At 63.9% G+C, this 23,054-nt stretch carries 18 protein-coding genes; 17 read left to right on the forward strand and 1 reads right to left on the reverse strand.

What is annotated here, in order from left to right; translation table 11 throughout:
- Window positions 1–129: 129 nt before the first annotated feature.
- The 17 genes from QYH69_RS00180 (at window position 130) to QYH69_RS00260 (ending at window position 22,035) form a co-directional block, all read left to right on the forward strand.
- The gene (locus QYH69_RS00180; RefSeq protein ID WP_308829932.1) at window positions 130–4,269 is read left to right on the forward strand and encodes an FAD/FMN-binding oxidoreductase; all 4,140 of its coding nucleotides are present in this window, start codon (window positions 130–132) and stop codon (window positions 4,267–4,269) included.
- Between the two features lie 34 nt (window positions 4,270–4,303).
- Window positions 4,304–4,732 (forward strand): HIT family protein, encoded by a 429-nt coding sequence (locus QYH69_RS00185; protein WP_308829933.1) that lies wholly within the window; start codon window positions 4,304–4,306, stop codon window positions 4,730–4,732.
- 7 nt (window positions 4,733–4,739) lie between these two features.
- Window positions 4,740–5,168, forward strand: coding sequence for a DUF971 domain-containing protein (locus QYH69_RS00190; RefSeq protein WP_308829934.1), 429 nt, complete (start codon window positions 4,740–4,742; stop codon window positions 5,166–5,168).
- 82 nt (window positions 5,169–5,250) lie between these two features.
- Window positions 5,251–5,982: a bifunctional demethylmenaquinone methyltransferase/2-methoxy-6-polyprenyl-1,4-benzoquinol methylase UbiE gene (gene ubiE, locus QYH69_RS00195; protein WP_308829935.1), complete on the forward strand. Its 732-nt coding sequence runs from the start codon at window positions 5,251–5,253 to the stop codon at window positions 5,980–5,982.
- A gap of 37 nt (window positions 5,983–6,019) precedes the next feature.
- Complete coding sequence (locus QYH69_RS00200; protein WP_308829936.1) at window positions 6,020–7,033, forward strand: TIM44-like domain-containing protein; 1,014 nt, start codon at window positions 6,020–6,022, stop codon at window positions 7,031–7,033.
- A gap of 183 nt (window positions 7,034–7,216) precedes the next feature.
- Window positions 7,217–7,861: an SCP2 sterol-binding domain-containing protein gene (locus tag QYH69_RS00205; RefSeq protein ID WP_308829937.1), complete on the forward strand. Its 645-nt coding sequence runs from the start codon at window positions 7,217–7,219 to the stop codon at window positions 7,859–7,861.
- Window positions 7,862–7,876: 15 nt separating this feature from the next.
- The gene (gene ubiB / locus QYH69_RS00210) at window positions 7,877–9,457 is read left to right on the forward strand and encodes a ubiquinone biosynthesis regulatory protein kinase UbiB (RefSeq protein ID WP_308829938.1); all 1,581 of its coding nucleotides are present in this window, start codon (window positions 7,877–7,879) and stop codon (window positions 9,455–9,457) included.
- Between the two features lie 273 nt (window positions 9,458–9,730).
- Window positions 9,731–10,150 carry an FmdB family zinc ribbon protein gene (locus QYH69_RS00215; protein WP_308829939.1) on the forward strand — a complete coding sequence of 140 codons (420 nt, stop codon included), beginning with the start codon at window positions 9,731–9,733 and terminating at the stop codon, window positions 10,148–10,150.
- Window positions 10,151–10,235: 85 nt separating this feature from the next.
- Window positions 10,236–10,895: a DUF502 domain-containing protein gene (locus QYH69_RS00220; RefSeq protein ID WP_075155766.1), complete on the forward strand. Its 660-nt coding sequence runs from the start codon at window positions 10,236–10,238 to the stop codon at window positions 10,893–10,895.
- Window positions 10,896–10,959: 64 nt separating this feature from the next.
- Window positions 10,960–12,762, forward strand: a complete 1,803-nt coding sequence (aspS, locus tag QYH69_RS00225) for an aspartate--tRNA ligase (RefSeq protein ID WP_308829940.1) — start codon at window positions 10,960–10,962, stop codon at window positions 12,760–12,762.
- Window positions 12,763–12,916: 154 nt separating this feature from the next.
- Window positions 12,917–13,405 carry a dihydroneopterin triphosphate diphosphatase gene (nudB, locus tag QYH69_RS00230; protein ID WP_308829941.1) on the forward strand — a complete coding sequence of 163 codons (489 nt, stop codon included), beginning with the start codon at window positions 12,917–12,919 and terminating at the stop codon, window positions 13,403–13,405.
- On the forward strand, window positions 13,402–14,661 hold the full coding sequence (gene clsB / locus QYH69_RS00235; protein ID WP_308829942.1) for a cardiolipin synthase ClsB: 1,260 nt from the start codon (window positions 13,402–13,404) through the stop codon (window positions 14,659–14,661). The genes nudB and clsB overlap by 4 nt, the downstream gene beginning before the upstream one ends.
- 214 nt (window positions 14,662–14,875) lie before the next feature.
- On the forward strand, window positions 14,876–15,481 hold the full coding sequence (locus tag QYH69_RS00240) for a TetR/AcrR family transcriptional regulator (protein ID WP_308829943.1): 606 nt from the start codon (window positions 14,876–14,878) through the stop codon (window positions 15,479–15,481).
- A 61-nt stretch (window positions 15,482–15,542) separates the two neighbouring features.
- Window positions 15,543–17,330: an acyl-CoA dehydrogenase C-terminal domain-containing protein gene (locus QYH69_RS00245; RefSeq protein WP_308829944.1), complete on the forward strand. Its 1,788-nt coding sequence runs from the start codon at window positions 15,543–15,545 to the stop codon at window positions 17,328–17,330.
- 132 nt (window positions 17,331–17,462) lie between these two features.
- Window positions 17,463–19,901: a 3-hydroxyacyl-CoA dehydrogenase/enoyl-CoA hydratase family protein gene (locus tag QYH69_RS00250; protein ID WP_308829945.1), complete on the forward strand. Its 2,439-nt coding sequence runs from the start codon at window positions 17,463–17,465 to the stop codon at window positions 19,899–19,901.
- Between the two features lie 23 nt (window positions 19,902–19,924).
- On the forward strand, window positions 19,925–21,133 hold the full coding sequence (locus QYH69_RS00255) for an acetyl-CoA C-acyltransferase (protein ID WP_308829946.1): 1,209 nt from the start codon (window positions 19,925–19,927) through the stop codon (window positions 21,131–21,133).
- Between the two features lie 122 nt (window positions 21,134–21,255).
- Window positions 21,256–22,035: an enoyl-CoA hydratase gene (locus QYH69_RS00260; protein WP_374992319.1), complete on the forward strand. Its 780-nt coding sequence runs from the start codon at window positions 21,256–21,258 to the stop codon at window positions 22,033–22,035.
- A 78-nt stretch (window positions 22,036–22,113) separates the two neighbouring features.
- Here the strand turns inward: QYH69_RS00260 and fdhD are convergent, their stop codons facing one another.
- The gene (gene fdhD, locus QYH69_RS00265; protein ID WP_308829948.1) at window positions 22,114–22,950 is read right to left on the reverse strand and encodes a formate dehydrogenase accessory sulfurtransferase FdhD; all 837 of its coding nucleotides are present in this window, start codon (window positions 22,948–22,950) and stop codon (window positions 22,114–22,116) included.
- Window positions 22,951–23,054: the final 104 nt, after the last annotated feature.

A 23,054-nucleotide genomic window follows, 5' to 3' on the forward strand; every position in this document is an offset into this window, starting at 1 on the left:
TTGTCCAGCCGCGGCTTCGCACAATAGAAGAATTCCCAGCATTGCGCCCCACGCGCATCGTCAGCCGATGCCGCCGCCTCATGAGAATCGCGGCAGCTCCCGTTGGCTGACACACCGAGTCGTCCAACCATGAACGCACCTCAAGTATTCGACCCGCACGGCGCCGCTCACGCAGTGGCTACCGATCCCGCCCCGCGCCTGCGCGAAATTCCCTACAACTACACGTCGTTTTCCGATCGCGAGATCGTGATCCGCCTGCTCGGCGACGAAGCGTGGGCCGTGCTCGACGAATTGCGCAACGAACGCCGCACCGGCCGCTCGGCGCGCATGCTGTACGAAGTGCTCGGCGATATCTGGGTCGTGCGCCGCAATCCGTATCTGCAGGACGATCTGCTCGACAACCCGAAGCGCCGCAGGCTGCTGATCGAAGCGCTACATCACCGCCTCGCCGAGATCGAGAAGCGCCGCCGCGCCGATCTGACCGCGCATCACGACGATGCCGGCGTCGATCGCGCCGCGCGCGTCGAGGCGCTCGTGGCCGCGGCGCGCCGCGCGGTCGATGCGTTCGCGGACGAGTTCGAGCGAAGCGCCGAATTGCGGCGCCGCGCGCAGCGCGTGCTCGGCCGCCGCACGCAGAAGGACAACATCCGCTTCGATGGCCTCGCGCGCGTCTCGCACGTTACCGATGCGACCGACTGGCGCGTCGAATATCCGTTCGTCGTGCTGACGCCCGACAACGAAGAGGAGATCGCGGGCCTCGTCAAAGCGTGTTTCGAGCTCGGGCTCACCGTGATTCCGCGCGGGGGCGGCACGGGTTACACGGGCGGCGCGGTGCCGCTGACGCCGTTTTCCGCAGTCATCAATACCGAGAAGCTCGAAAAGCTCGGCGGCGTCGAACTGACCGATCTGCCGGGCGTCGAGCGCAAGGTCGCGACGGTCTACTCGGGCGCGGGCGTCGTCACGCGCCGCGTGACCGAGGCGGCCGAACAGGCCGGGTATGTGTTCGCCGTCGACCCGACGTCGCTCGACGCGTCGTGCATCGGCGGCAACATCGCGATGAACGCAGGCGGCAAGAAGGCCGTGCTGTGGGGCACCGCCCTCGACAATCTCGCGTGGTGGCGGATGGTCGATCCGGAAGGCAACTGGCTCGAAGTCACGCGCCTCGATCACAACCTCGGCAAGATCCACGACATTGCTGTCGCGCGCTTCGAACTGAAGTGGTTCGACGGCGAATATGCGCCGGGCGAGAAGCTGTTGCGCACCGAGTCGCTCGAGATCGAAGGGCGGCGTTTCCGCAAGGAAGGCCTCGGCAAGGACGTGACCGATAAATTCCTCGCGGGCCTGCCCGGCGTGCAGAAGGAAGGCTGCGACGGGCTCATCACGTCGGCGCGCTGGGTGCTGCACAAGATGCCCGCGCATACGCGCACGGTTTGCCTCGAATTCTTCGGCCAGGCGCGCGAGGCGATTCCGAGCATCGTCGAAATCAAGGACTACCTGTTCGAAACGTCGCGCGAAGGCGGTGCGATTCTCGCGGGCCTCGAGCATCTCGACGAGCGCTATCTGCGCGCGGTCGGCTATGCGACGAAGAGCAAGCGCAACGCGTTTCCGAAGATGGTGCTGATCGGCGACATCGTCGGCGACGATGCCGATAAGGTGGCGGCCGCGACGTCCGAAGTGATCCGCATGGCCAACGGCAAGAGCGGCGAAGGCTTCGTTGCGGTCAGCGCCGAGGCGCGCAAGCGCTTCTGGCTCGACCGCAGCCGAACCGCGGCGATTGCAAAGCACACGAACGCGTTCAAGATCAACGAAGACGTCGTCATTCCGCTGGACCGGATGGGCGAGTACACGGACGGCATCGAGCGCATCAATATCGAGCTGTCGATCAAGAACAAGCTGCAACTCGTCGACGCGCTCGAAGCGTTCTTCAAGGCCGGCAAGCTGCCGCTTGGCAAGACCGACGACGCAAACGAAATTCCGAGCGCCGAGCTGCTCGAAGACCGCGTTCAGCATGCGCTCGAATTGCTGAACCAGGTCCGCGCGCGCTGGACGTTCCTGCGCGACAGGCTCGACCTGTCGTTGCGCGAGGCGCAGCACTATCTGGTCGGGCTCGGTTACGCGCCGCTCGCGGAAAAATTCGCCGATCGTGTCGACGAACAGCCGGGCGTGACCGTATTCGACGTTACGCAGGACCGCACGATACGCGTGTCGTGGAAACAGGAAATCCGCGCGGAATTGCGCCAGATTTTCAACGGCGGCGAATTCAAGCCGATCCTCGACGAAGCGCAGGCTATCCATAAGCAGGTGCTGCGTGGCCGCGTGTTCGTCGCGCTGCACATGCACGCGGGCGACGGCAACGTTCACACGAACATCCCCGTCAACTCCGACAATTACGAGATGCTGCAGGACGCGCATACGGCGGTCGCGCGCATCATGAAGCTCGCGCGCTCGCTCGACGGCGTGATTTCGGGCGAACATGGCATCGGCATCACGAAGCTCGAATTCCTCACCGACGACGAGATCGCCGAATTCCGCGCGTACAAGCAGCGCGTCGACCCGCAAGGGCGCTTCAATGCCGGCAAGCTGCTCGAAGGTGCGGACCTGCGCAATGCGTATACGCCGAGCTTCGGCCTCATGGGCTACGAGTCGCTGATCATGCAGCAGTCCGATATCGGCGCGATCGCCGACTCGGTGAAGGACTGTTTGCGCTGCGGCAAATGCAAGCCGGTCTGCGCGACGCACGTGCCGCGCGCCAATCTGCTGTATAGCCCGCGCAACAAGATTCTCGCGACGTCGCTGCTGGTCGAGGCCTTCCTCTACGAAGAGCAGACGCGCCGCGGCGTGTCGATCAAGCATTGGGACGAATTCAACGACGTCGCCGATCACTGCACGATCTGCCACAAATGCGCGACGCCATGTCCGGTCAAGATCGACTTCGGCGATGTGACGATGAACATGCGCAATCTGCTGCGCAAGATGGGCAAGAAAAAGTTCAACCCTGGCAATGCCGCGGGTATGTTCTTCCTCAACGCGACGAATCCGCAGACCATCAATCTCGCGCGCACCGCCATGATGGGCGTCGGCTACAAGGCGCAGCGGCTTGGCAACGACGTGCTGAAGAAGCTCGTGAAGAAGCAGACCGCGCATCCGCCCGCGACGACCGGCAAGCCGCCCGTCGTCGAGCAGGTAATCCACTTCATGAACAAGAAGATGCCGGGCAACCTGCCGAAGAAGACGGCACGCGCGCTGCTCGACATCGAAGACAACAAGATCGTGCCGATCATCCGCAACCCGAAGGCGACGACCGTCGATTCGGAAGCGGTGTTCTATTTCCCCGGCTGCGGCTCCGAGCGCCTGTTTTCGCAGGTCGGCCTCGCGACACAGGCGATGCTGTGGGAAGCGGGCGTGCAGACCGTGCTGCCGCCGGGCTATCTGTGCTGCGGCTATCCGCAGCGCGGCTCGGGCCAGTACGACAAGGCCGAGAAGATCGTCACCGATAACCGGGTGCTGTTCCACCGCGTCGCGAATACGCTCAACTATCTCGACATCAAGACGGTGGTCGTGTCGTGCGGCACCTGTTATGACCAGCTCGCCGGCTACGAATTCGAGAAGATCTTCCCGGGCTGCCGGATCATCGACATCCACGAATTTCTGCTCGAGAAGGGCATCAGGCTCGACGGCGTGAAGGGCGCGCGCTACATGTACCACGACCCGTGCCACACGCCGATCAAGACGATCGATCCGGTCAAGCTCGTCAATCAGCTGATGGGCTCGGAGCACGACGGTTACAAGATCGAAAAGAACGACCGTTGCTGCGGCGAATCGGGCACGCTCGCGGTGACGCGCCCCGATGTGTCGACGCAGGTGCGTTTCCGCAAGGAAGAGGAAATCCGCAAGGGCGCGGCGAAGCTGCGCGGCATTCCGCTCGTCGCCGAAGCGGGAGCGAATGCGATCAATATGGCCAATGCGGCCGCGGGCGCGGCCGGCGCGGCGCCGGGTTCGGTGCTGAAGGCCGGCGACGGCCCGCAGCCGGGCGGCAGGAACGGTGCGGCAAACGGCGCGCTCAATGGCGCTGCGAACAGTGCGGTCGACGTGAAGATTCTGACCAGCTGCCCGTCGTGCCTGCAAGGCCTGTCACGCTACAACGAAGACGCGAACGTCGAAGCCGACTACATCGTCGTCGAAATTGCGCGCCACGTGCTCGGCGAAAACTGGATGGCCGACTACGTCGCCCGTGCGAACAATGGCGGAATCGAGCGCGTGCTGGTCTAATTGCAGGCGTGACGGTATTCGCTCGAGGGCGACGATGGAATGTATTTTCTGCCGCGAAGACGGCGGCGACATTTTGTGGAAGGACGACACCTTGCGTGTCGTCCTGGCCGACGAACACGACTATCCCGGCTTCTGCCGCGTCATCTGGAGTCGGCACGTGGCCGAGTTCTCCGATCTGGCCGATGCCGAGCGCGACCGGGTAATGCGTGCGGTCAACGCCGTGGAACGCGCAATGCGGCGTGTGATGCGGCCGGTCAAGATCAACCTGGCAAGCCTCGGCAACCAGGTGCCGCATGTGCACTGGCATGTGATTCCGCGCTTCTCCAACGACGCACATTTCCCGCTGCCGATCTGGGCGCCGCGTCAGCGGACCGTGTCGGAGGCCATGCTGTCGCAGCGCCGTGCGCAGGCAACCTTGCTGCGCGATGCGGTGCGCAGCGAAATCGAACAGGCTCTCGCGTGAGGTAACCATGAGCGGATTGACTCCCGACACCCCGGTGCCGACCGGCGTCGTCGTGCACGCGGTATCGCGCGTGCTGGAACTGCAATATGCCAACGGCGTGTCGTACCGCGTGCCGTTCGAACTGCTGCGCGTCTACTCGCCGTCGGCGGAGGTGCGCGGCCACGGGCCCGGTCAGGAGACGCTGCAAACAGGCAAGCGCGACGTGACGATCACGGCGCTCGAAGGCGTCGGCAACTATGCGTTGCAGCCGACGTTTTCGGACGGCCATTCCACAGGTATCTATTCGTGGGATCTGCTCTGGGATCTCGCGACGCGCCAGGATGAGCGGTGGCGCGAGTATCTCGATACGCTCGCCGCGGCCGGCGTCGACCGCGACGCGCCGATGGCCGCCGCGCCCGCCGGCGGTCACGGTCACGGCCACGGGCACTGTCACTAACACTGACACGGGCTGATACCATTCGCCCGGCCGCCGCTGCGATGCGGCGCAACAATCGTCAAAAAACGCGAGGACAAGCGCGATGAGCAAAACCCACTTCGGCTATCAGACGGTCGACGAACAGGACAAAGCGGCGAAGGTGGCGGGCGTATTCCACTCGGTCGCCTCCAACTACGACCTGATGAACGACCTGATGTCGGGCGGGCTGCACCGCGCATGGAAGGCGTTCACGATCTCGCAAGCTCATGTGCGCCCGGGCTTCAAGGTTCTCGATCTCGCGGGCGGCACCGGCGATCTGTCGATGGCGTTCGCGAAGCAGGCCGGGCCCACCGGCGAGGTCTGGCATACCGACATCAACGAATCGATGCTGCGCGTCGGTCGCGACCGGTTGCTGGACAAGGGCGTCGTAACGCCCGCACTGCTCTGCGACGCGGAAAAGATCCCGTTTCCGGACAACTACTTCGACGTGGTGACGGTGGCCTTCGGCTTGCGCAACATGACGCACAAGGATGCCGCGCTTGCCGAGATGCGTCGCGTGCTGAAGCCGGGCGGGCGCGTGCTCGTGCTCGAATTCTCCAAAGTGTGGGACCCGCTGAAGAAGGCTTACGACCTATATTCATTCAAGGTGTTGCCGTGGCTTGGCGATCGTTTCGCCAAGGACGCGGAAAGCTATCGCTACCTTGCGGAATCGATCCGGATGCACCCGGACCAGGAAACTCTAAAAACGATGATGGAACAAGCTGGCATCGACGGCGTCAAATATTACAATCTGTCAGCTGGCGTGGTAGCCTTGCATACCGGGACAAAGTATTAGCGTCCCTAACCGCTCGTTTTTAAAGGAATTGTCAGAAATGTCCGATTCGAATCTGTTATCTAATCGTAAGGTTTCGCGGCCGTGGGCGAGGCGAATCGGGCTCCTGGCAATGGTCGGTTTGCTCACCGTCGGCACGCTTGCGTCGCTCGATGCCGAAGCGAGGCGGATGGGCGGCGGGCGCAGTGTCGGCCGGCAATCGAACGACTCGTCGATGATGCAGCGGCAAACCACGCCGCCGCCGTCCCAGCCGGCGCAGGGACAGAACGCGCAGATGCAGCGTGCCCAGCCGGCGCCGACGCCAACCCCCGCAGCGCAGCCTAACCGCTCGCGCTGGCTCGGTCCGATCGCGGGCCTCGCGGCCGGTCTTGGCATCGCGGCGCTGCTGTCACACTTTGGGCTCGGCGAAGCGTTCGCCGGCGCGATGGCCAATTTCATCGTGATCGCGCTCATTGCCATGGTGGCGATCTGGCTGATCCGCAAGTTCTTCGGCCGCAAGCGCGATGCGAGCGCCCCGGCTTATGCAGGCGGTGCGGCGGGCAGTGCGCCGACGCTCAATGCGGGCGGCACCGGCTACTCGCAGGAGCCGCGTTATTCGGCGCCGCCAAGCGGCTCGTATCTCGAACCGCAAGGCAATCCGTTGAACACGCCGCGCATCGAGACCGCTGCGGCCGTGCCGGCGAACTTCGACACGGACGCGTTCCTGCGCAACGCCAAGGTTTACTTCGTGCGTCTGCAGGAAGCGTGGGACGCCGGCAACATGGCCGACATTCGCGAGTTCACGACACCCGAGATGTTCGCCGAAGTGAAGATCGATCTCGATGCGCGTGGCGCCGAGCGCAACCAGACCGACGTCGTCCAGCTCAATGCCGAAATGCTCGGCGTCGAAGACCGCGGCGACGAATATCTCGCGAGCGTGCGCTTCTCGGGCCTGATTCGCGAGACGATCGGTAGTGCGGCTGAGCCTTTCGTCGAAATCTGGAACCTCTCGAAGTCGACGAAGACCGGCGAAGGCTGGCTGCTCGCGGGCATTCAGCAGGTCACGCATCATTGAGCTGAATTCGTCGCCCGCGGCTATGGCTGACCAGTTGGGTCGATTGTGATGGGGCGCGGTGGTTGCGGGGTTGCTCTAATCAACGAATAGGCCGTTCGGCTGAGTCGGCTGGAAAGGGAACGGACGTTACAATAGGAACCCGCGCAGGCAAGCCGCCTGCGCGGGTTTTTTCATTCCAACACGATGACCCTAGCCGCCAAGCCCTTCGCTGCTGCCGTCAACCATCTGCTCGCCCGCGAATCGTGGGCTCGCCAGCGTCTCGCCCCCTATGCCGGGAAGATCGCCCGGCTGTCGTGCGCTCCCGTTGCCATGACGCTGCTCGTGCAGCCCGACGGCTATGTGGCCGCCGTCGACGAGGCCGCGGCGCAACAGTTCGATGTCACGGTGTCGGTGCCGGCCGATGCGCTGCCTGTGTTTCTGCAAGGCGGGCAGGCAGCGGTCATGAAGCATGTGAAGATCGAAGGCGACGCGGAGTTCGCAACCCTGATCGCGAAGCTGGCCGAGCACCTGCGCTGGGAGCCCGAAGAAGATCTCGCGCGGCTGATCGGCGATGGGCCCGCGTGGCGTGTTGCGTCGCTCGCGCGCTCGGCCAGCAAGCAGGCGCTGCGTACCGGGCGCAATCTGGTCGACTCGGTCGCCGAATACCTGCTCGATGAAGACCCGCAACTCGTGCGGCGCAGCGCGCTCGACGGCTTCAACGCCGAACTTGCGCGCGCCCGCGACACGCTTGCGCGCGTCGAAAAGCGCATCGAACGTCTCGAACAGAAGGTCGAAGCCCGCGGCAATACCGCGCCGGGCGCCGCCGCCAATACGCGCGGCACGCGCTAGTCATCGGGCTCAACCATGCGTTTTCTGCGCTTTCTCAAGATTTTCTTTACCGTCATTCGCTTCGGTCTCGACGAGATGATGCTTAGCCGCATCAACGATCGTCGCGTGCGACTGTTGCTGCGTATCACCACGATCGGCCGCAAGTTCGACGATCCGCCCGGGCTGAGGCTGCGACTTGCGCTCGAAAGCCTCGGGCCGATCTTCGTGAAGTTCGGCCAGGTGCTGTCGACGCGGCGCGATCTGCTGCGCCCCGACATCGCCATCGAACTCGCGAAGCTGCAGGATCAGGTGCCGCCGTTCGACTCCGACGTCGCGATCTCGATCGTCGAGCGCTCGCTCGGCGCGCCGGTCGATGCGCTGTTCGACGGCTTCGAGCGCGTGCCGGTCGCGAGCGCGTCGATCGCGCAAGTGCACTTCGCGACCGTGAAGGCTGGCCAGCATGCGGGCAAGTCGGTGGCGATCAAGGTGCTGCGGCCGAACATGCTGCCCGTGATCGATTCGGACCTCGCGCTCCTGCGCGATATCGCCGTGTGGGCCGAACGGCTCTGGGCGGACGGCAAGCGCCTGAAGCCGCGCGAGGTGGTGGCCGAGTTCGACAAATATCTGCACGACGAACTCGATCTTATGCGCGAGGCTGCGAACGGCAGCCAGCTGCGGCGCAATTTCGCGGGCCTCGATCTGTTGCTCGTGCCCGAGATGTACTGGGAGTTCTGCACGCCCAACGTGCTCGTGATGGAGCGCATGGTCGGCGTGCCGATCAGCCAGGTGGAGACGCTGCGCGCGGCGGGCGTCGATATTCCGAAGCTTGCGCGCGAAGGCGTCGAAATCTTTTTCACGCAGGTGTTTCGCGACGGCTTCTTTCATGCGGACATGCACCCGGGCAATATCCAGGTGAGCCTCGATCCCACGCATTTCGGGCGCTATATCGCACTCGACTTCGGCATCGTCGGCGCGCTGTCGGACTTCGACAAGAACTATCTCGCGCAGAACTTCCTGGCGTTTTTCAAGCGCGATTATCATCGCGTCGCGACGCTGCACCTCGAGTCGGGCTGGGTGCCGCCGAATACGCGCGTCGAGGAACTCGAAAGCGCGATACGCGCGGTCTGCGAACCGTACTTCGACCGCGCGCTGAAAGACATCTCGCTCGGCCAGGTGCTGATGCGGCTCTTTTCGACGTCGCGGCGCTTCAACGTCGAAATCCAGCCGCAGCTCGTGCTGCTGCAAAAGACCATGCTCAATGTCGAGGGCCTCGGCCGTTCGCTCGACCCCGAGCTCGACCTGTGGAAGACCGCAAAGCCGTATCTCGAACGATGGATGAACGAGCAGATCGGTCTGCGCGGCTGGTACGAGCGGCTCAAGATCGAGGCGCCGCAGTGGAGCAAGACGCTGCCGCAATTGCCGCGGCTCGTGCACCAGGCGCTCGCGCATCGGCACGACCCGCAGCAGCGCGGCATCAACGACGAAACGATTCGCCAGATTCTGATCGAACAGAAGCGCACGAACCGGCTGTTGCAGGGGCTGTTGATGTTCGGCGTCGCGGTCGGCGTCGGTGCCGTGCTCGCGCGTGCCTGGATTGCGTTTGCGTATGGCGGCTGAGCGGGCGGTGCGTGGCCGGAGCACTTGATTCCGGCGTTCGCCGCCCCCATTTACCGACCCGGCTATGCGGTACCCCGCGCCGCATCTCGATGAGGTACCCGTGCCGCGCGTCGAAGCATGGCTCCCAAGCCCGCTGTCGGCGCGGTTGGTCATCCGCGTGCGCTTGCACTCATCGCGCCTGCCGACGCCCGATTTCGGGGGAGTCGACACCGTTTGCGGCTATAATTCAAGGCTTTGCAAGCGCTTCCAGAATTTCTGTAGGGAACAAAGATCATGCCGATCTACGCTTATCGTTGCGAGTCGTGCGGCTTCGGGAAAGACGTGCTTCAGAAGCTCAGCGACGCGCCGTTGACGCAATGCCCGCAATGCGGGGCCGAAACCTTTCGCAAGCAGGTCACGGCGGCTGGTTTTCAACTGAAAGGCTCGGGCTGGTATGTGACGGATTTCCGTGGCGGCAACGCGTCTAACAAATCCGCCAACGGAGCCGGCAACGGGTCGAATGCGTCCGGCAGCGACGGCGAGGGCAGCAGCGCCGGCGCGTCGTCCGAGGGCGGCAAGTCCGGCTCGTCGGACAGCGCCGCGGCCGCGTCCTCGAAGCCGGCCGCAACGCCGGCCGGCGGATCGAACAGCGGGGCGGCGAGCGGCTCTTCGACCGGATCGACCGCATCATCAGGCAGCGCGAGCAGCAGTTAAAGCAGTACACAAGCGGTCTTGCTGCCCGAACGGGTGGCGGCCACGCCGCGCGAGGCAACGTCCGCGCGGATTTCTGGCGAAGCCAATGACGACGAAAAAGACGACGCTCAAATCGGTATTCCTGACCGGCCTGCTGGTGCTGGTGCCTCTTGCCATCACGCTGTGGGTGCTCGGTCTCATTATCGGGACGATGGATCAGACGCTGCTGCTGCTGCCGCAGGCGTGGCGTCCCGAAAACCTGTTCGGTTTCCGCCTGCCCGGCCTCGGCGCCGTGCTGACGCTAGCTTTCATCTTCGTCGTCGGCTTGTTGACGCAGAACTTCGTTGGGCAGAAGCTCGTCAGCTGGTGGGAACTGATCGTCGCGCGCATTCCTGTGGTCGGTCCGCTTTATACGAGCGTGAAACAGGTGTCGGATACGCTGCTGTCTTCAAGCGGCAATGCGTTCCGCAAGGCGCTGCTGATCGAATACCCGCGCCGCGGTTCGTACACGATCGCATTCCTCACCGGCATTCCGGGCGGCGATGTGGTCAATCACCTGAAGGAAGATTTCGTGAGCGTCTATGTGCCGACCACGCCGAATCCCACTTCGGGGTTCTTCCTGATGGTGCCGAGGAGCGAAGTGATCGAGCTCGACATGACGGTCGACGCGGCGCTCAAGTACATCGTCTCGATGGGCGTCGTCGCGCCGCCCGCGCCGCAGCCGGTTGCGCCGGCGCGCCGCACGCCCGTCGAGCCACCCATGTAATGCCGGCGCGCGGCGTCCAGGACGGCGCGCACCGTTCACTCACGCAAAACGAAAGACAAACATCATGTCGATGAGATCTGAATACTGCGGTCTGGTGACCGAACACCTGCTCGGCCAAAGCGTGTCGCTGTGCGGCTGGGTGCAACGGCGCCGCGACCACGGCGGCGTCATCTTCATCGACCTGCGCGACCGCGAAGGCCTCGTTCAGGTCGTTTGCGACCCCGACCGCGCGGAGATGTTCAAGACCGCCGAAGGCGTGCGCAACGAGTTTTGCGTGCAGATCAAAGGCGTCGTGCGCAATCGTCCGGAAGGCACCGTCAACGCCGGTTTGAAGAGCGGCAAGATCGAGGTGTTGTGCCACGAGCTGACGGTGCTCAACGCATCGGTTACGCCGCCGTTCCAGCTCGACGACGACAATCTCTCCGAAACCACGCGCCTCACGCACCGCGTGCTCGACCTGCGCCGCCCGCAGATGCAGCACAACCTGCGCTTGCGCTATCGCGTGGCGATGGAAGTGCGCAAGTATCTCGACGCGCAAGGCTTCATCGATATCGAAACGCCGATGCTCACGAAGAGCACGCCCGAAGGCGCGCGCGATTACCTCGTGCCGTCGCGCGTGAACGCGGGCCAGTTCTTCGCGTTGCCGCAATCGCCGCAGCTCTTCAAGCAGCTGCTGATGGTCGCGAATTTCGACCGCTACTACCAGATCACGAAGTGTTTCCGCGACGAAGACCTGCGCGCGGACCGTCAGCCTGAATTTACCCAGATCGACTGCGAAACGTCGTTCCTGAAAGAACAGGAAATTCGCGATCTGTTCGAAGCGATGGTCCGCCACGTGTTCAAGGAAACGATCGGCGTCACGCTGCCCGAACCGTTCCCGGTCATGCAGTACTCGGAAGCGATGCGCCGCTTTGGTTCGGACAAGCCGGACCTGCGTGTGAAGCTCGAATTCACCGATCTCACCGATGCGGTGAAGGACGTCGAATTCAAGGTGTTCAGCGCGCCGGCCAACACGAAGGACGGCCGTGTCGCGGCGCTGCGCGTGCCGAAGGGCGGCGAACTCTCGCGCGGCGATATCGACAGCTACACCGAATTCGTGCGTATCTACGGCGCGAAGGGTCTCGCGTGGATCAAGGTCAACGACGTCGCAAAGGGCCGTGACGGTCTGCAAAGCCCGATCGTCAAGAACCTGCACGATGCGGCGGTCGCGGCGATCATCGAACGCACGGGTGCACAGGATGGCGACATTATTTTCTTCGCCGCCGATCGCGCGAAGGTCGTCAACGATAGTCTCGGCGCGCTGCGCCTGAAGATCGGCCACTCGGAATTCGGCAAGGCGAACGGTCTCGTCGAATCGGGCTGGAAGCCGCTGTGGGTCATCGACTTTCCGATGTTCGAGTACGACGAGGAAGAGAACCGCTACGTCGCCGCGCACCATCCGTTCACGAGTCCGAAGGACGAGCATCTCGAGTACCTCGAAACGGACCCGGGCCGGTGCCTCGCAAAGGCGTATGACATGGTGCTGAACGGCTGGGAAATCGGCGGCGGCTCCGTGCGTATCTATCAGGAAGACGTGCAGAGCAAGGTGTTCCGCGCGCTGAAGATCAACGCCGAGGAAGCGCGCCTGAAGTTCGGCTTCCTGCTCGACGCGCTGCAGTACGGCGCGCCGCCGCACGGCGGCATCGCGTTCGGCCTCGACCGGATCGTCACGATGATGGCCGGCGCCGATTCGATTCGGGACGTGATCGCGTTCCCGAAGACGCAACGCGCGCAGGATCTGCTCACGCAGGCGCCGAGCGAAGTCGACGAACGGCAGCTGCGCGAGTTGCATATCCGTTTGCGTCAGGCGGAGCAGAAGGCGCAATAAGCGCACCGCACCGCCCGCATCGTGGCTCACGCCACGCACGAAAAAGGCGCCCGATGGCGCCTTTTTCGCTTTTTGCGTTACATTCGCGGGTGAAGCCTGCTTGCATTTGCAGATCGATCGACCTGCGTCGCCGACGCGTTCCGACTGACGACCCATGCCGAAACCGCCGAAGATTCCCGAATCCGTGCTTGTCGTGATCCATACGCCCGAACTCGACGTGCTGCTGATCGAGCGAGCCGATCGCCCTGCATTGTGGCAATCGGTGACCGGCGCGCGTCACCATGTCGACGAGCCGTTTGCGGAAACGGCCGCCCGCGAAGTCGGCGAGGAGACGGGCATCGTCGTCGGCTCGCCCGACGTGCCGCGCGAGGCGCTCGTCGACTGGCAGCACCATATCCAGTTCGAGATCTTCCCCGAATGGCGGCATCGTTACGCGCAAGGCGTGACGGTCAACACCGAGCACTGGTTCAGCCTGCAGGTGCCGCGCCGTCTCGAGGTCACGCTCGCGCCGCGCGAGCACACCGCCTATAGGTGGCTGCCGTATCGGGACGCGGCCAACCAGTGTTTTTCGTGGTCGAACCGCGATGCGATCCTGCAACTGCCCGAGCGCGTGCGCGCAGCCGGCAAGGGGCGCGGCGCATGAGCGGCGGACGCCGCCGTCTCGCCCACTTCGGACAGACGCTGCTTGGCCGGCGCTACCTCTCGCGTTATCGGTTCACGACCGGCAACGACGTGCGGCTCTTCACGTCGGGCGACCAGTATTTCGGCGCGCTGATCGCACGTATCGACGCGGCCACGCATATCGTCACGCTCGAAACCTACATCTTCGCCGACGACGATGCGGGCCACGACGTCGGCGCCGCATTGCTGCGCGCAGCGCAACGCGGCGTCTGCGTGCGCGTGATTACCGACGGCATTGGCACCCAACGCCTGCCGATGTTCAACGAGTGGGTTGCGGCCGGCATCGAGCATCGGATCTACAACCCGCATCTGTTCGGCCGCTTCGGCTTCTCGCGCACGCACCGCAAGCTTGCCGTGATCGACGATACTTTCGCGTACTGCGGCGGCATCAATATCGTCGACGACTACGACCAGAACGGCACGCGTCTGCCTCATGCGCGCTGGGATTTCGCGGTCGAACTGAGCGGCCCTGTGGTCGCCGATGTGCGTGTCGCGTTCGATCTGCAGTGGCGGCGCATCCGCATCGGCCACCGCCCCAAACCGGCGCCCGGCACCGACGGCGCGACCAACGCGCAGGCCGTCACCGACCAGTTCGTGCGCGCGCGCCGCCGCATTCGCGGGGGCGACGTCCGCGCGGCGGCCGAGCCGTCCGTCGCCTTCGTCGCGCGTGACAACATCGTGAATCGCCGCGCGATCGAGAAGTCGTATCTGACCGCGATTGGCCAGGCGCGCGACGAGGTGCTGCTCGCGAACCCGTACTTCATGCCGGGCCGCAAGCTGCGGCGCGCGCTGATTTACGCCGCGAAGCGCGGCGTCGACGTGCGCCTCGTGGTTGGCAGAAAGGAGTTCGCCATACTCGACTACGCGGTGCCGTTCCTGTACCGCTCGCTGTTGCGAGCCGGCGTGAAGATCGCCGAGTACGAGAAGACGATGCTGCACGGGAAGGTGGCCGTGGTCGACTCGAACTGGGGCACGGTCGGTTCGTCGAACCTCGACGCGCTGAGTCTCGTGCTCAACAACGAGGCCAACGTCGTGCTCGTGCTGCACCAGCAGCTCGACCAGTTGCGCGGTGCGATCCTCGCCGCGTTCGCGGAGTCCCGCGGCATCGACGCGGCGCGCTACGAGGCGCGGCCGATGTCGGAGCAGCTCGTCAACTGGTTCGCGTATCAGGGCTACCGGGCGCTCATGAAGCTGCTGACCGTCGGCGGATACGACTAGACCCCGAAACGCCTCTGCAAACGATGCCGGAAAACAACCAAAAATGCAGACAAATAACTCTAAAAAATTGGCATCGCGCTCGAAATGAATGACGCAAAATTAAAAACCCGGTTAGAAACCCGTTTCTAATAAAGTCCTTGTTTTCGCGGACGACTGCAAACAATAATAGAACGTCCGTTCGATTTCTGTCTCATCACATCAGACGGTAATAGCTATGCGAAAAGGCGAACAGACGCGAGCCGCCATTCTCGATGCAGCGCTGGATCTCGCAAGCCGTGACGGACTCGAAGGTCTGACGATCGGCTTGCTGGCCGAGCGCATGCAGATGAGCAAAAGTGGCGTGTTCGCGCATTTCGGGTCCCGCGAAGATTTGCAGGTCGAAGTGGTGCGCGAGTATCACCGCCGCTTCGAGGACGAGGTGTTCTTTCCGAGCTTGCGCGAGCCGCGCGGTTTGCCGCGTTTGCGCTCGATGATCTCGCGCTGGATCGAAAAGCGCATCCAGGAAGTCACGACCGGCTGCATCTACATCAGCGGCGCGGTCGAGTACGATGACCGGCCCGATAACCCCGTGCGCGAGCAGCTCGTCTCGAGCGTGACGATGTGGCGGGCGGCGCTGACGCGCGCCATTTCGCAGGCGATCGACGAAGGCCATCTGCGCGCGAATACCGATCCGCAGCTGATGTTGTTCGAACTGTATAGCTTCACTTTGGGTCTGCATCATGATGCGCGCTTTCTGCATTTGCCCGATGCCGTGCGTCTGACATGGGCCGCGCTGGAAAAACTGATCGATTCGTACCAGAGCGAGGGCGTAAGCCGCTAGCCGTCAGCAAGCTTGCAACGCCGCGGCGCCCTCGCACCAACCATCTGCATCGGAGACACACATGGGACAGTACGCCGCGCCGTTGCGCGACATGCAATTCGTGCTGCACGAGCTGCTGAACGTCGAGGACGAAGTCAGGCAGATGCCGAAGCATGCGGAGCTCGACGCCGACACGATCAACCAGGTGCTCGAAGAGGCTGGCAAGTTTTGCTCCGAAGTGCTGTTCCCGCTGAACCAGAGCGGCGACAAGGAAGGTTGCACCTACGAAGGCGACGGCGTGGTTACCACGCCGGCCGGTTTCGGGCACGCGTATCGGCAATACGTCGAAGCGGGTTGGCCCGCGCTCGCGTGCGACCCCGACTATGGCGGCCAGGGGCTGCCTGCGTTCGTCAACAACGCGCTCTACGAAATGCTGAACTCGGCGAACCAGGCGTGGGCGATGTACCCGGGCCTGTCGCACGGCGCTTACGAATGCCTGCACGCGCACGGCACGCCGGAACTGCAGCAGACCTATCTGCCGAAGCTCGTGTCGGGCGTATGGACCGGCACGATGTGTCTGACCGAGGCGCATTGCGGCACCGACCTCGGCATCCTGCGCACCAAAGCCGAACCGGGCGCCGACGGTTCGTACCTGATCACCGGCACGAAAATCTTTATCTCGAGCGGTGAGCACGACCTCGCCGAAAACATCGTGCATCTCGTACTTGCGCGTCTGCCCGATGCGCCGATGGGCACGAAAGGCATTTCGCTGTTTGTCGTGCCGAAGTTCCTGCCCAACGGTGCGGGCGAGCCCGGCGAGCGCAACGCGGTGAAATGCGGCGCGGTCGAGCACAAGATGGGCATCCACGCGAACGCGACTTGCGTGATCAACTTCGACAACGCGAAGGGCTGGCTCGTCGGCGAGCCGAACAAAGGCCTCAATGCGATGTTCGTGATGATGAACGCGGCGCGTCTCGGCGTCGGTATGCAAAGCCTCGGGCTTACGGAAGTCGCATATCAGAACGCACGCGCTTACGCGAAGGATCGTCTGCAGATGCGCGCGTTGAGCGGCCCGAAGGCGCCCGAGAAAGCGGCCGATCCGATCATCGTGCATCCGGACGTGCGCCGTATGCTGCTTACGCAAAAAGCCTACGCCGAAGGCGCCCGCGCATTTTCATACTGGGCCGCGCTGCAAATCGACAAGGAACTGTCGCATGGCGATGTCACAGTACGTGCTGAGGCCGCGGATCTGGTCGCGCTGCTTACGCCGATCCTGAAGGCGTTTCTGTCCGATAACGCGTTCGAGTGCACCAATCTCGCGCTGCAGGTGTATGGCGGTCATGGTTTTATCGCCGAGTGGGGTATGGAGCAGTACGTGCGCGACTCACGCATCAACATGATCTATGAAGGCACGAACGCGATCCAGTCGCTCGATCTGCTCGGCCGCAAGGTGCTCGGCGACATGGGGGCGAAGCTGAAGAAATTCGGCAAGCTCGTCACCGAATTCATCGACGAAGAGGGCGTGAAGGCCGAGATGCAGGAGTTCGTCAATCCGCTCGCCGACATCGGGGACAAGGTGCAGAAGCTGACGATGGAAATCGGCATGAAGGCGATGCAGAACCCCGACGAAGTCGGCGCGGCCGCGGTACCGTATCTGCGCACGGTCGGGCATCTGGTGTTCGCGTATTTCTGGGCGCGGATGGCACGGATTGCGCTGAACAAAGAAGCGTCGGGCGATCCGTTCTACAAGGCGAAGCTTGCGACCGCGCGCTTCTACTTCGCGAAGCTGCTGCCCGAGACCGCGTCGACGATCCGCGCGGCGCGCGCGGGCGCGAAGACGCTGATGGAAATCGACGAGGCGCTGTTTTGACCATAGTTCCGAGCGCTGTTCTGAAGATACGCGCGTGAGCCGCATCGCGCGCAACGGAATCGCGCGACAGCCGCGCCGAACCTTCGGCACGGCTTGTCCACGCAACATTGCATGACACTCCGGAGAAACGACGTGAGCAATCTGATCATTCGCAAGGTGGCCGTGCTCGGCGCCGGCGTGATGGGCGCGCAGATCGCCGCGCACCTCGTGAACGCGAAGGTGCCGGTGCTGCTATTCGATCTGCCGGCGCGCGAAGGCCCGAAGAACGGCATCGTGTTCAAAGCGATCGAGAATCTGAAAAAGCTGTCGCCGGCGCCGTTCGGTGTGAAAGACGACGCGCAATTCATCGAGCCCGCGAACTACGACGACGACATCGAAAAGCTCGCCGAATGCGATGTCGTGATCGAAGCGATCGCCGAGCGCATGGACTGGAAGCACGATCTGTACAAGAAGGTCTCGCCGCATATCGCGCCGCATGCGATCTTCGCATCGAACACGTCGGGACTGTCGATTACCGAACTGTCGCAAGGCTTTTCGGACGAGCTCAAAGCGCGCTTCTGCGGTGTGCACTTTTTCAATCCGCCGCGCTATATGCACCTGGTCGAGCTGATTCCGACCGCGCATACGCGGCCCGACATTCTCGATCAACTCGAAACGCTGCTGACGAGCGTCGTCGGCAAAGGCGTCGTGCGGGCAAAAGACACGCCGAACTTCATCGCAAACCGTGTCGGCGTCTTCTCGATTCTCGCGACGATCGCCGAAGCCGCGAAGTTCGGCCTGCGCTACGACGAAGTCGACGATCTGACGGGAAGCCGCCTCGGCCGCGCGAAGTCGGCGACGTTCCGCACGGCCGACGTGGTCGGCCTCGACACGATGGCGCACGTGATCGGGACGATGCAGGACAATCTCGCCGACGATCCGTTCTTTCCGGTCTACGAAACGCCGGCGGTGCTCGCCGGGCTCGTGAAGAACGGCGCGCTCGGCCAGAAGAGCGGCGCGGGCTTCTATCGCAAGGACGGCAAGGCGATCAAGGTGCTCGACCCCCAGGCGGGCGACTACGTCGAAAGCGGCGCAAAGGCCGACGAACTGATCGGCCGCATCCTGAAGCGGCCGCCGGCCGAGCGCCTGAAGCTGCTGCGCGAATCGGACCACAAGCAGGCGCAGTTCCTGTGGGCGATCTTCCGCGACGTGTTCCACTACATTGCCGTGCATCTCGAATCGGTTGCCGATAACGCGCGCGATCTCGACTTCGCGGTGCGCTGGGGCTTCGGCTGGAACGAAGGGCCGTTCGAGAGCTGGCAGACGGCGGGCTGGAAGCAGGTTGCCGAATGGGTCCGCGACGATATCGCAGCCGGCAAGGCGCTGTCGAATGCGCCGCTGCCCGCGTGGGTGTTCGACGGCGCGGTCGCGGAACAGGGCGGCGTGCATACGGCCGAGGGCTCGTGGTCGCCCGCGGCGAAGCGCTTCGTGCCGCGCTCATCGCTGCCCGTATACGACAAACAGGTATTTCGTGCGCCGCTTGCCGGCGAATCCGGCCGCGATCCCGCCACCTACGGCAAGACGCTATTCGAAAACGACAGCATGCGTGCATGGGTCGACGACCGTGCAGGCGAAGACGACATCGTCATCGTGTCGTACAAAACCAAGATGAACACGATGGGCCCGACTTTGCTCGACAGCATCGTGCAAGCCATCGAACTCGCCGAGAAGGATTACAAGGGTCTCGTGATCTGGCAACCGACGTCGCTGAAGCTCGGCACGCCGGGCGGCCCGTTCTCGGCAGGCGCGAATCTCGAAGAGGCGCTGCCCGCGTTCATGAAGGGCGGCGCGAAAGGCATCGAGCCGTTCGTGAAGAAGTTCCAGCAAACGATGCTGCGCATCAAATACGCGAGCGTGCCCGTGGTACCCGCGGTGTCCGGCATCGCGCTCGGCGGCGGCTGCGAGCTGATGCTGCAAAGCGCGAAGCGCGTCGCGCACGTCGAAAGCTATATCGGTCTTGTCGAGTTCGGCGTCGGTTTGCTGCCCGCGGGCGGCGGATTGAAGGAGGCCGCGTTGCGCGCGGCCGAAGCCGCGAGCCTGCTCGGCGCATGCGGCAGCGATCTGCTGAAGTTCCTGCAGAAGCCGTACGAATATGCTGCGACCGCGAAGGTTTCGGGCTCCGCGCTCGAAGCGCGCGCGATGGGCTATCTGAAGCCGACCGACACGATCGTCTTCAACGTGTTCGAACTGCTCGACGTCGCGAAAAAGGAAGCGCGCGCGTTGTCGGCCGCCGGCTACCGGCCGCCGCTGCGCGTCACGCAGGTGCCGGTCGCGGGCCGCTCGGCGATCTCGACGATCAAGGCGCAACTCGTCAATCTGCGCGACGGCCGTTTTATCAGCGAGCACGATTATCTGATCGCGAGCCGCATCGCCGAAACGATCTGCGGCGGCGATGTCGAAGCGGGCAGCCTCGTCGACGAGGAATGGCTGCTGACGCTCGAGCGCCGCGCGTTCGTCGAACTGCTCGGCACGCAGAAGACGCAGGAACGGATCATGGGCATGCTGCAAACCGGCAAGCCGGTGCGCAACTAGGCGGCGGACCAAGGAGCAAAAAGATGAGCACGAGTAACAGGCAATTGCAGGACGCATATATCGTCGCCGCGGCCCGCACGCCGATCGGCAAGGCGCCGCGCGGCATGTTCCGCAATACGCGCCCCGACGAGTTGATGGTGCACGCAATTCGCTCGGCGGTCGCACAGGTGCCGGGGCTCGATACGAGCGTGATCGAAGACGCGATCGTCGGTTGTGCGATTCCCGAGGCGGAGCAGGGGCTCAATGTCGCGCGCATGTCGGCGCTGCTGTCGGGGTTGCCGAATACGGTCGGCGGCGTGACCGTCAACCGTTTCTGCGCGTCGGGGCTGACCGCGCTCGCGATCGCCGCGGACCGCATTCGCGTCGGCGAGTCGGACGCGATGATCGCAGGCGGCTGCGAATCGATGACGATGGTGCCGATGATGGGCAACAAGCCGTCGCTGTCGCCGCATATCTTCGATCGCGGCGAGGACGTCGGCATCGCGTATGGCATGGGCCTGACGGCAGAACGCGTCGCCGAGCGCTGGAAAGTGAGCCGCGAAGCGCAGGACCAGTTCGCGCTGCAGTCGCATCAACGCGCGCTCGCGGGCCAGCAGGCCGGTGAATTCAAGGATGAGATCGCACCGTACACGATCGTCGAGCGCTTTCCCGATCTCGCGAGCGGCGAAGTGCGCGTGAAGACGCGCGAAGTGGCACTCGACGAAGGTCCGCGTCCCGACACGTCTCTGGAAGGACTCGCGAAGCTGCGTCCCGTGTTCGCGAACAAGGGTTGCGTGACGGCCGGCAACAGTTCGCAGACGTCCGATGGCGCGGGCGCGCTGATCGTCGTATCGGAGAAGATGTTGAAGCAGTTCAACCTCACGCCGCTTGCTCGCTTCGTCAGCTTTGCCGTGCGTGGCGTGCCGCCGGAGATCATGGGCATCGGCCCGAAGGAAGCGATTCCGGCCGCGCTGAAGGCGGCGGGCCTGAAGCAGGACGATATCGACTGGATCGAGCTCAACGAAGCGTTCGCGGCACAGGCGCTTGCGGTGATCCAGGACCTCGGGCTCGATCCGGCGAAGGTGAACCCCCTCGGCGGCGCGATTGCGCTCGGGCATCCGCTTGGCGCAACAGGCGCGATTCGTGCGTCGACGGTCGTGCACGCGCTGCATCGTCGCAAGCTGAAGTACGGGATGGTGACGATGTGCGTCGGCACCGGGATGGGGGCGGCGGGCATTATCGAGCGGGTTTGACGCACGCCGCGCCGTAACGCTGCTGGTTCCTGGCGAGCGCCGAAGCGTGAACCAGGACCAGCATCCGCATGCGGTCAGAGCAAGCGCGAAAGTGCCAACTCCGGTCGCAGGAAAGAGCGAGCATGGAGAGAGCGGGTATGGACATTCAGATCGAACGCGCCGGCGACGTCACGACAATCGCGATCAACCGCCCCGGCAGGAAGAACGCGATCACCGCCGCGATGTATCAGGCGATGGCGGACGCGCTTGCCGATGCGCAATCCGACGACACCGTGCGCGCGATCCTGCTGCGCGGCAGCGCCGGCACCTTCTGCGCGGGCAACGACCTCGAAGACTTTCTGAAGACGCCGCCGGTCGGCGAAGACGCACCCGTGTTCCGCTTCCTGCGCGCGATCGGTTCGGCCGAAAAGCCGATCGTCGCCGCCGTGGCCGGTGCGGCCGTCGGCGTCGGCACGACGATGCTGCTCCATTGCGACCTCGTCTATGCGGCCGATACCGCGACATTCGCGCTGCCGTTCACGCAACTGGGGCTCTGTCCGGAAGCGGCGTCGTCGTTGCTGCTGCAGCGCGTCGCCGGCTATCAGGCCGCAGCAGAAAAGCTGCTGCTCGGCGAAGCGTTCGATGCATACGAGGCGCTGCGGATGGGTTTCGTGAACCGGCTGCTGCCAGCCGCGGAAGTCGATGTGTTCGCGCTGCAGCAGGCGCGCAAACTGGCGGCGCTGCCGCCCGCGTCGCTGCGCGTGACCAAGTCGTTGATGAAGCGCGCAAGCCAGCACGAAATACAGACGCAGATGACCGACGAGGCCGTGCACTTCGCGAAGATGCTGCTTGCACCGGCTGCGCGCGAGGCGTTCAGTGCGTTCTTCGAAAAGCGCAAGCCGGATTTCCGTTCCGTCTCATAGCGCCTTGATCGCGCCGTGCCGCGCCGCGCCGCGTAGCGTGCCACCGGACCGGCTGTGCTGCGCCGGCGCGACGATCCGTCACACGGTGTCGTAGTCGACGTAACTGTTCTCGCGGCAAAAGCTGACAAGCCGTATTCCCGCTTCGCGCGCAATCGAAATCGCGAGCGACGACGGCGCCGAGATCGTCGCGACCATCGGCACGCCGACACGCGCGGCTTTGCGCACGAGCTCGTAGCTCGCGCGGCTCGACAGGAACACGAAGCCCTCCTTCGTATCGGCGCGGTCGAGCACGAGCTGGCCGATCAGTTTATCGAGCGCGTTGTGACGGCCGACATCTTCGAACGCATAACGGATCGCGCCGCTTGCGTCGCACCACGCGGCCGCGTGGAGTCCGCCGGTCAGGCGCGTCAACGCCTGATGCGCGGGCAGTTCGCGCGCCGCACGCGCGATCGCGTCGGGCGCAAGACGCTGCAGAAAGCCGGTATCGGGCACGCGTTCGGGCTGCAGGTCGAGCAGGTCGATGCTTTCGATTCCGCAGACGCCGCAGCCGGACCGGCCGGCCAGCGCGCGGCGCTTTTCCTTCAGTGCGACGAAGGCCTGCTGCACGACCGTCAGTTGCACTTCCGCATACGGCAACCTGCTGTCGGCGTTGCCGTTTTCATGCAACTCGACCTCGATGTCCTGAATGTCGGCGTTGCGGTCGACAATCCCTTCGGATACCGCAAAGCCGACCGCGAATGCTTCGAGATCGCGCGGCGTGCACATCATGACCGCGTGCGAAATGCCGTTGAAGACGAGTGCAACCGGCCACTCCTGGCCGACATGGTCGTCGATGGTTTCAATCTCGCCGCCGCGATGCCGGCGCACCGGCTGCTCGATCGTGCCGGGCTGCCCGGCGGTTTCCAGTGGATTCAAGCGCTGCTCCTCGTGGCCTGCGTGTGGCCTGCATGTGGCCTGACCATGGCCTGTAACTGGCTTGCGGCCAATAACGTTCTAAAATACCTCAAGCCGGCGTTGGC

The sequence above is a fragment of the Paraburkholderia sp. SARCC-3016 genome, assembly GCF_031119615.1.
Taxonomy (GTDB): domain Bacteria; phylum Pseudomonadota; class Gammaproteobacteria; order Burkholderiales; family Burkholderiaceae; genus Paraburkholderia.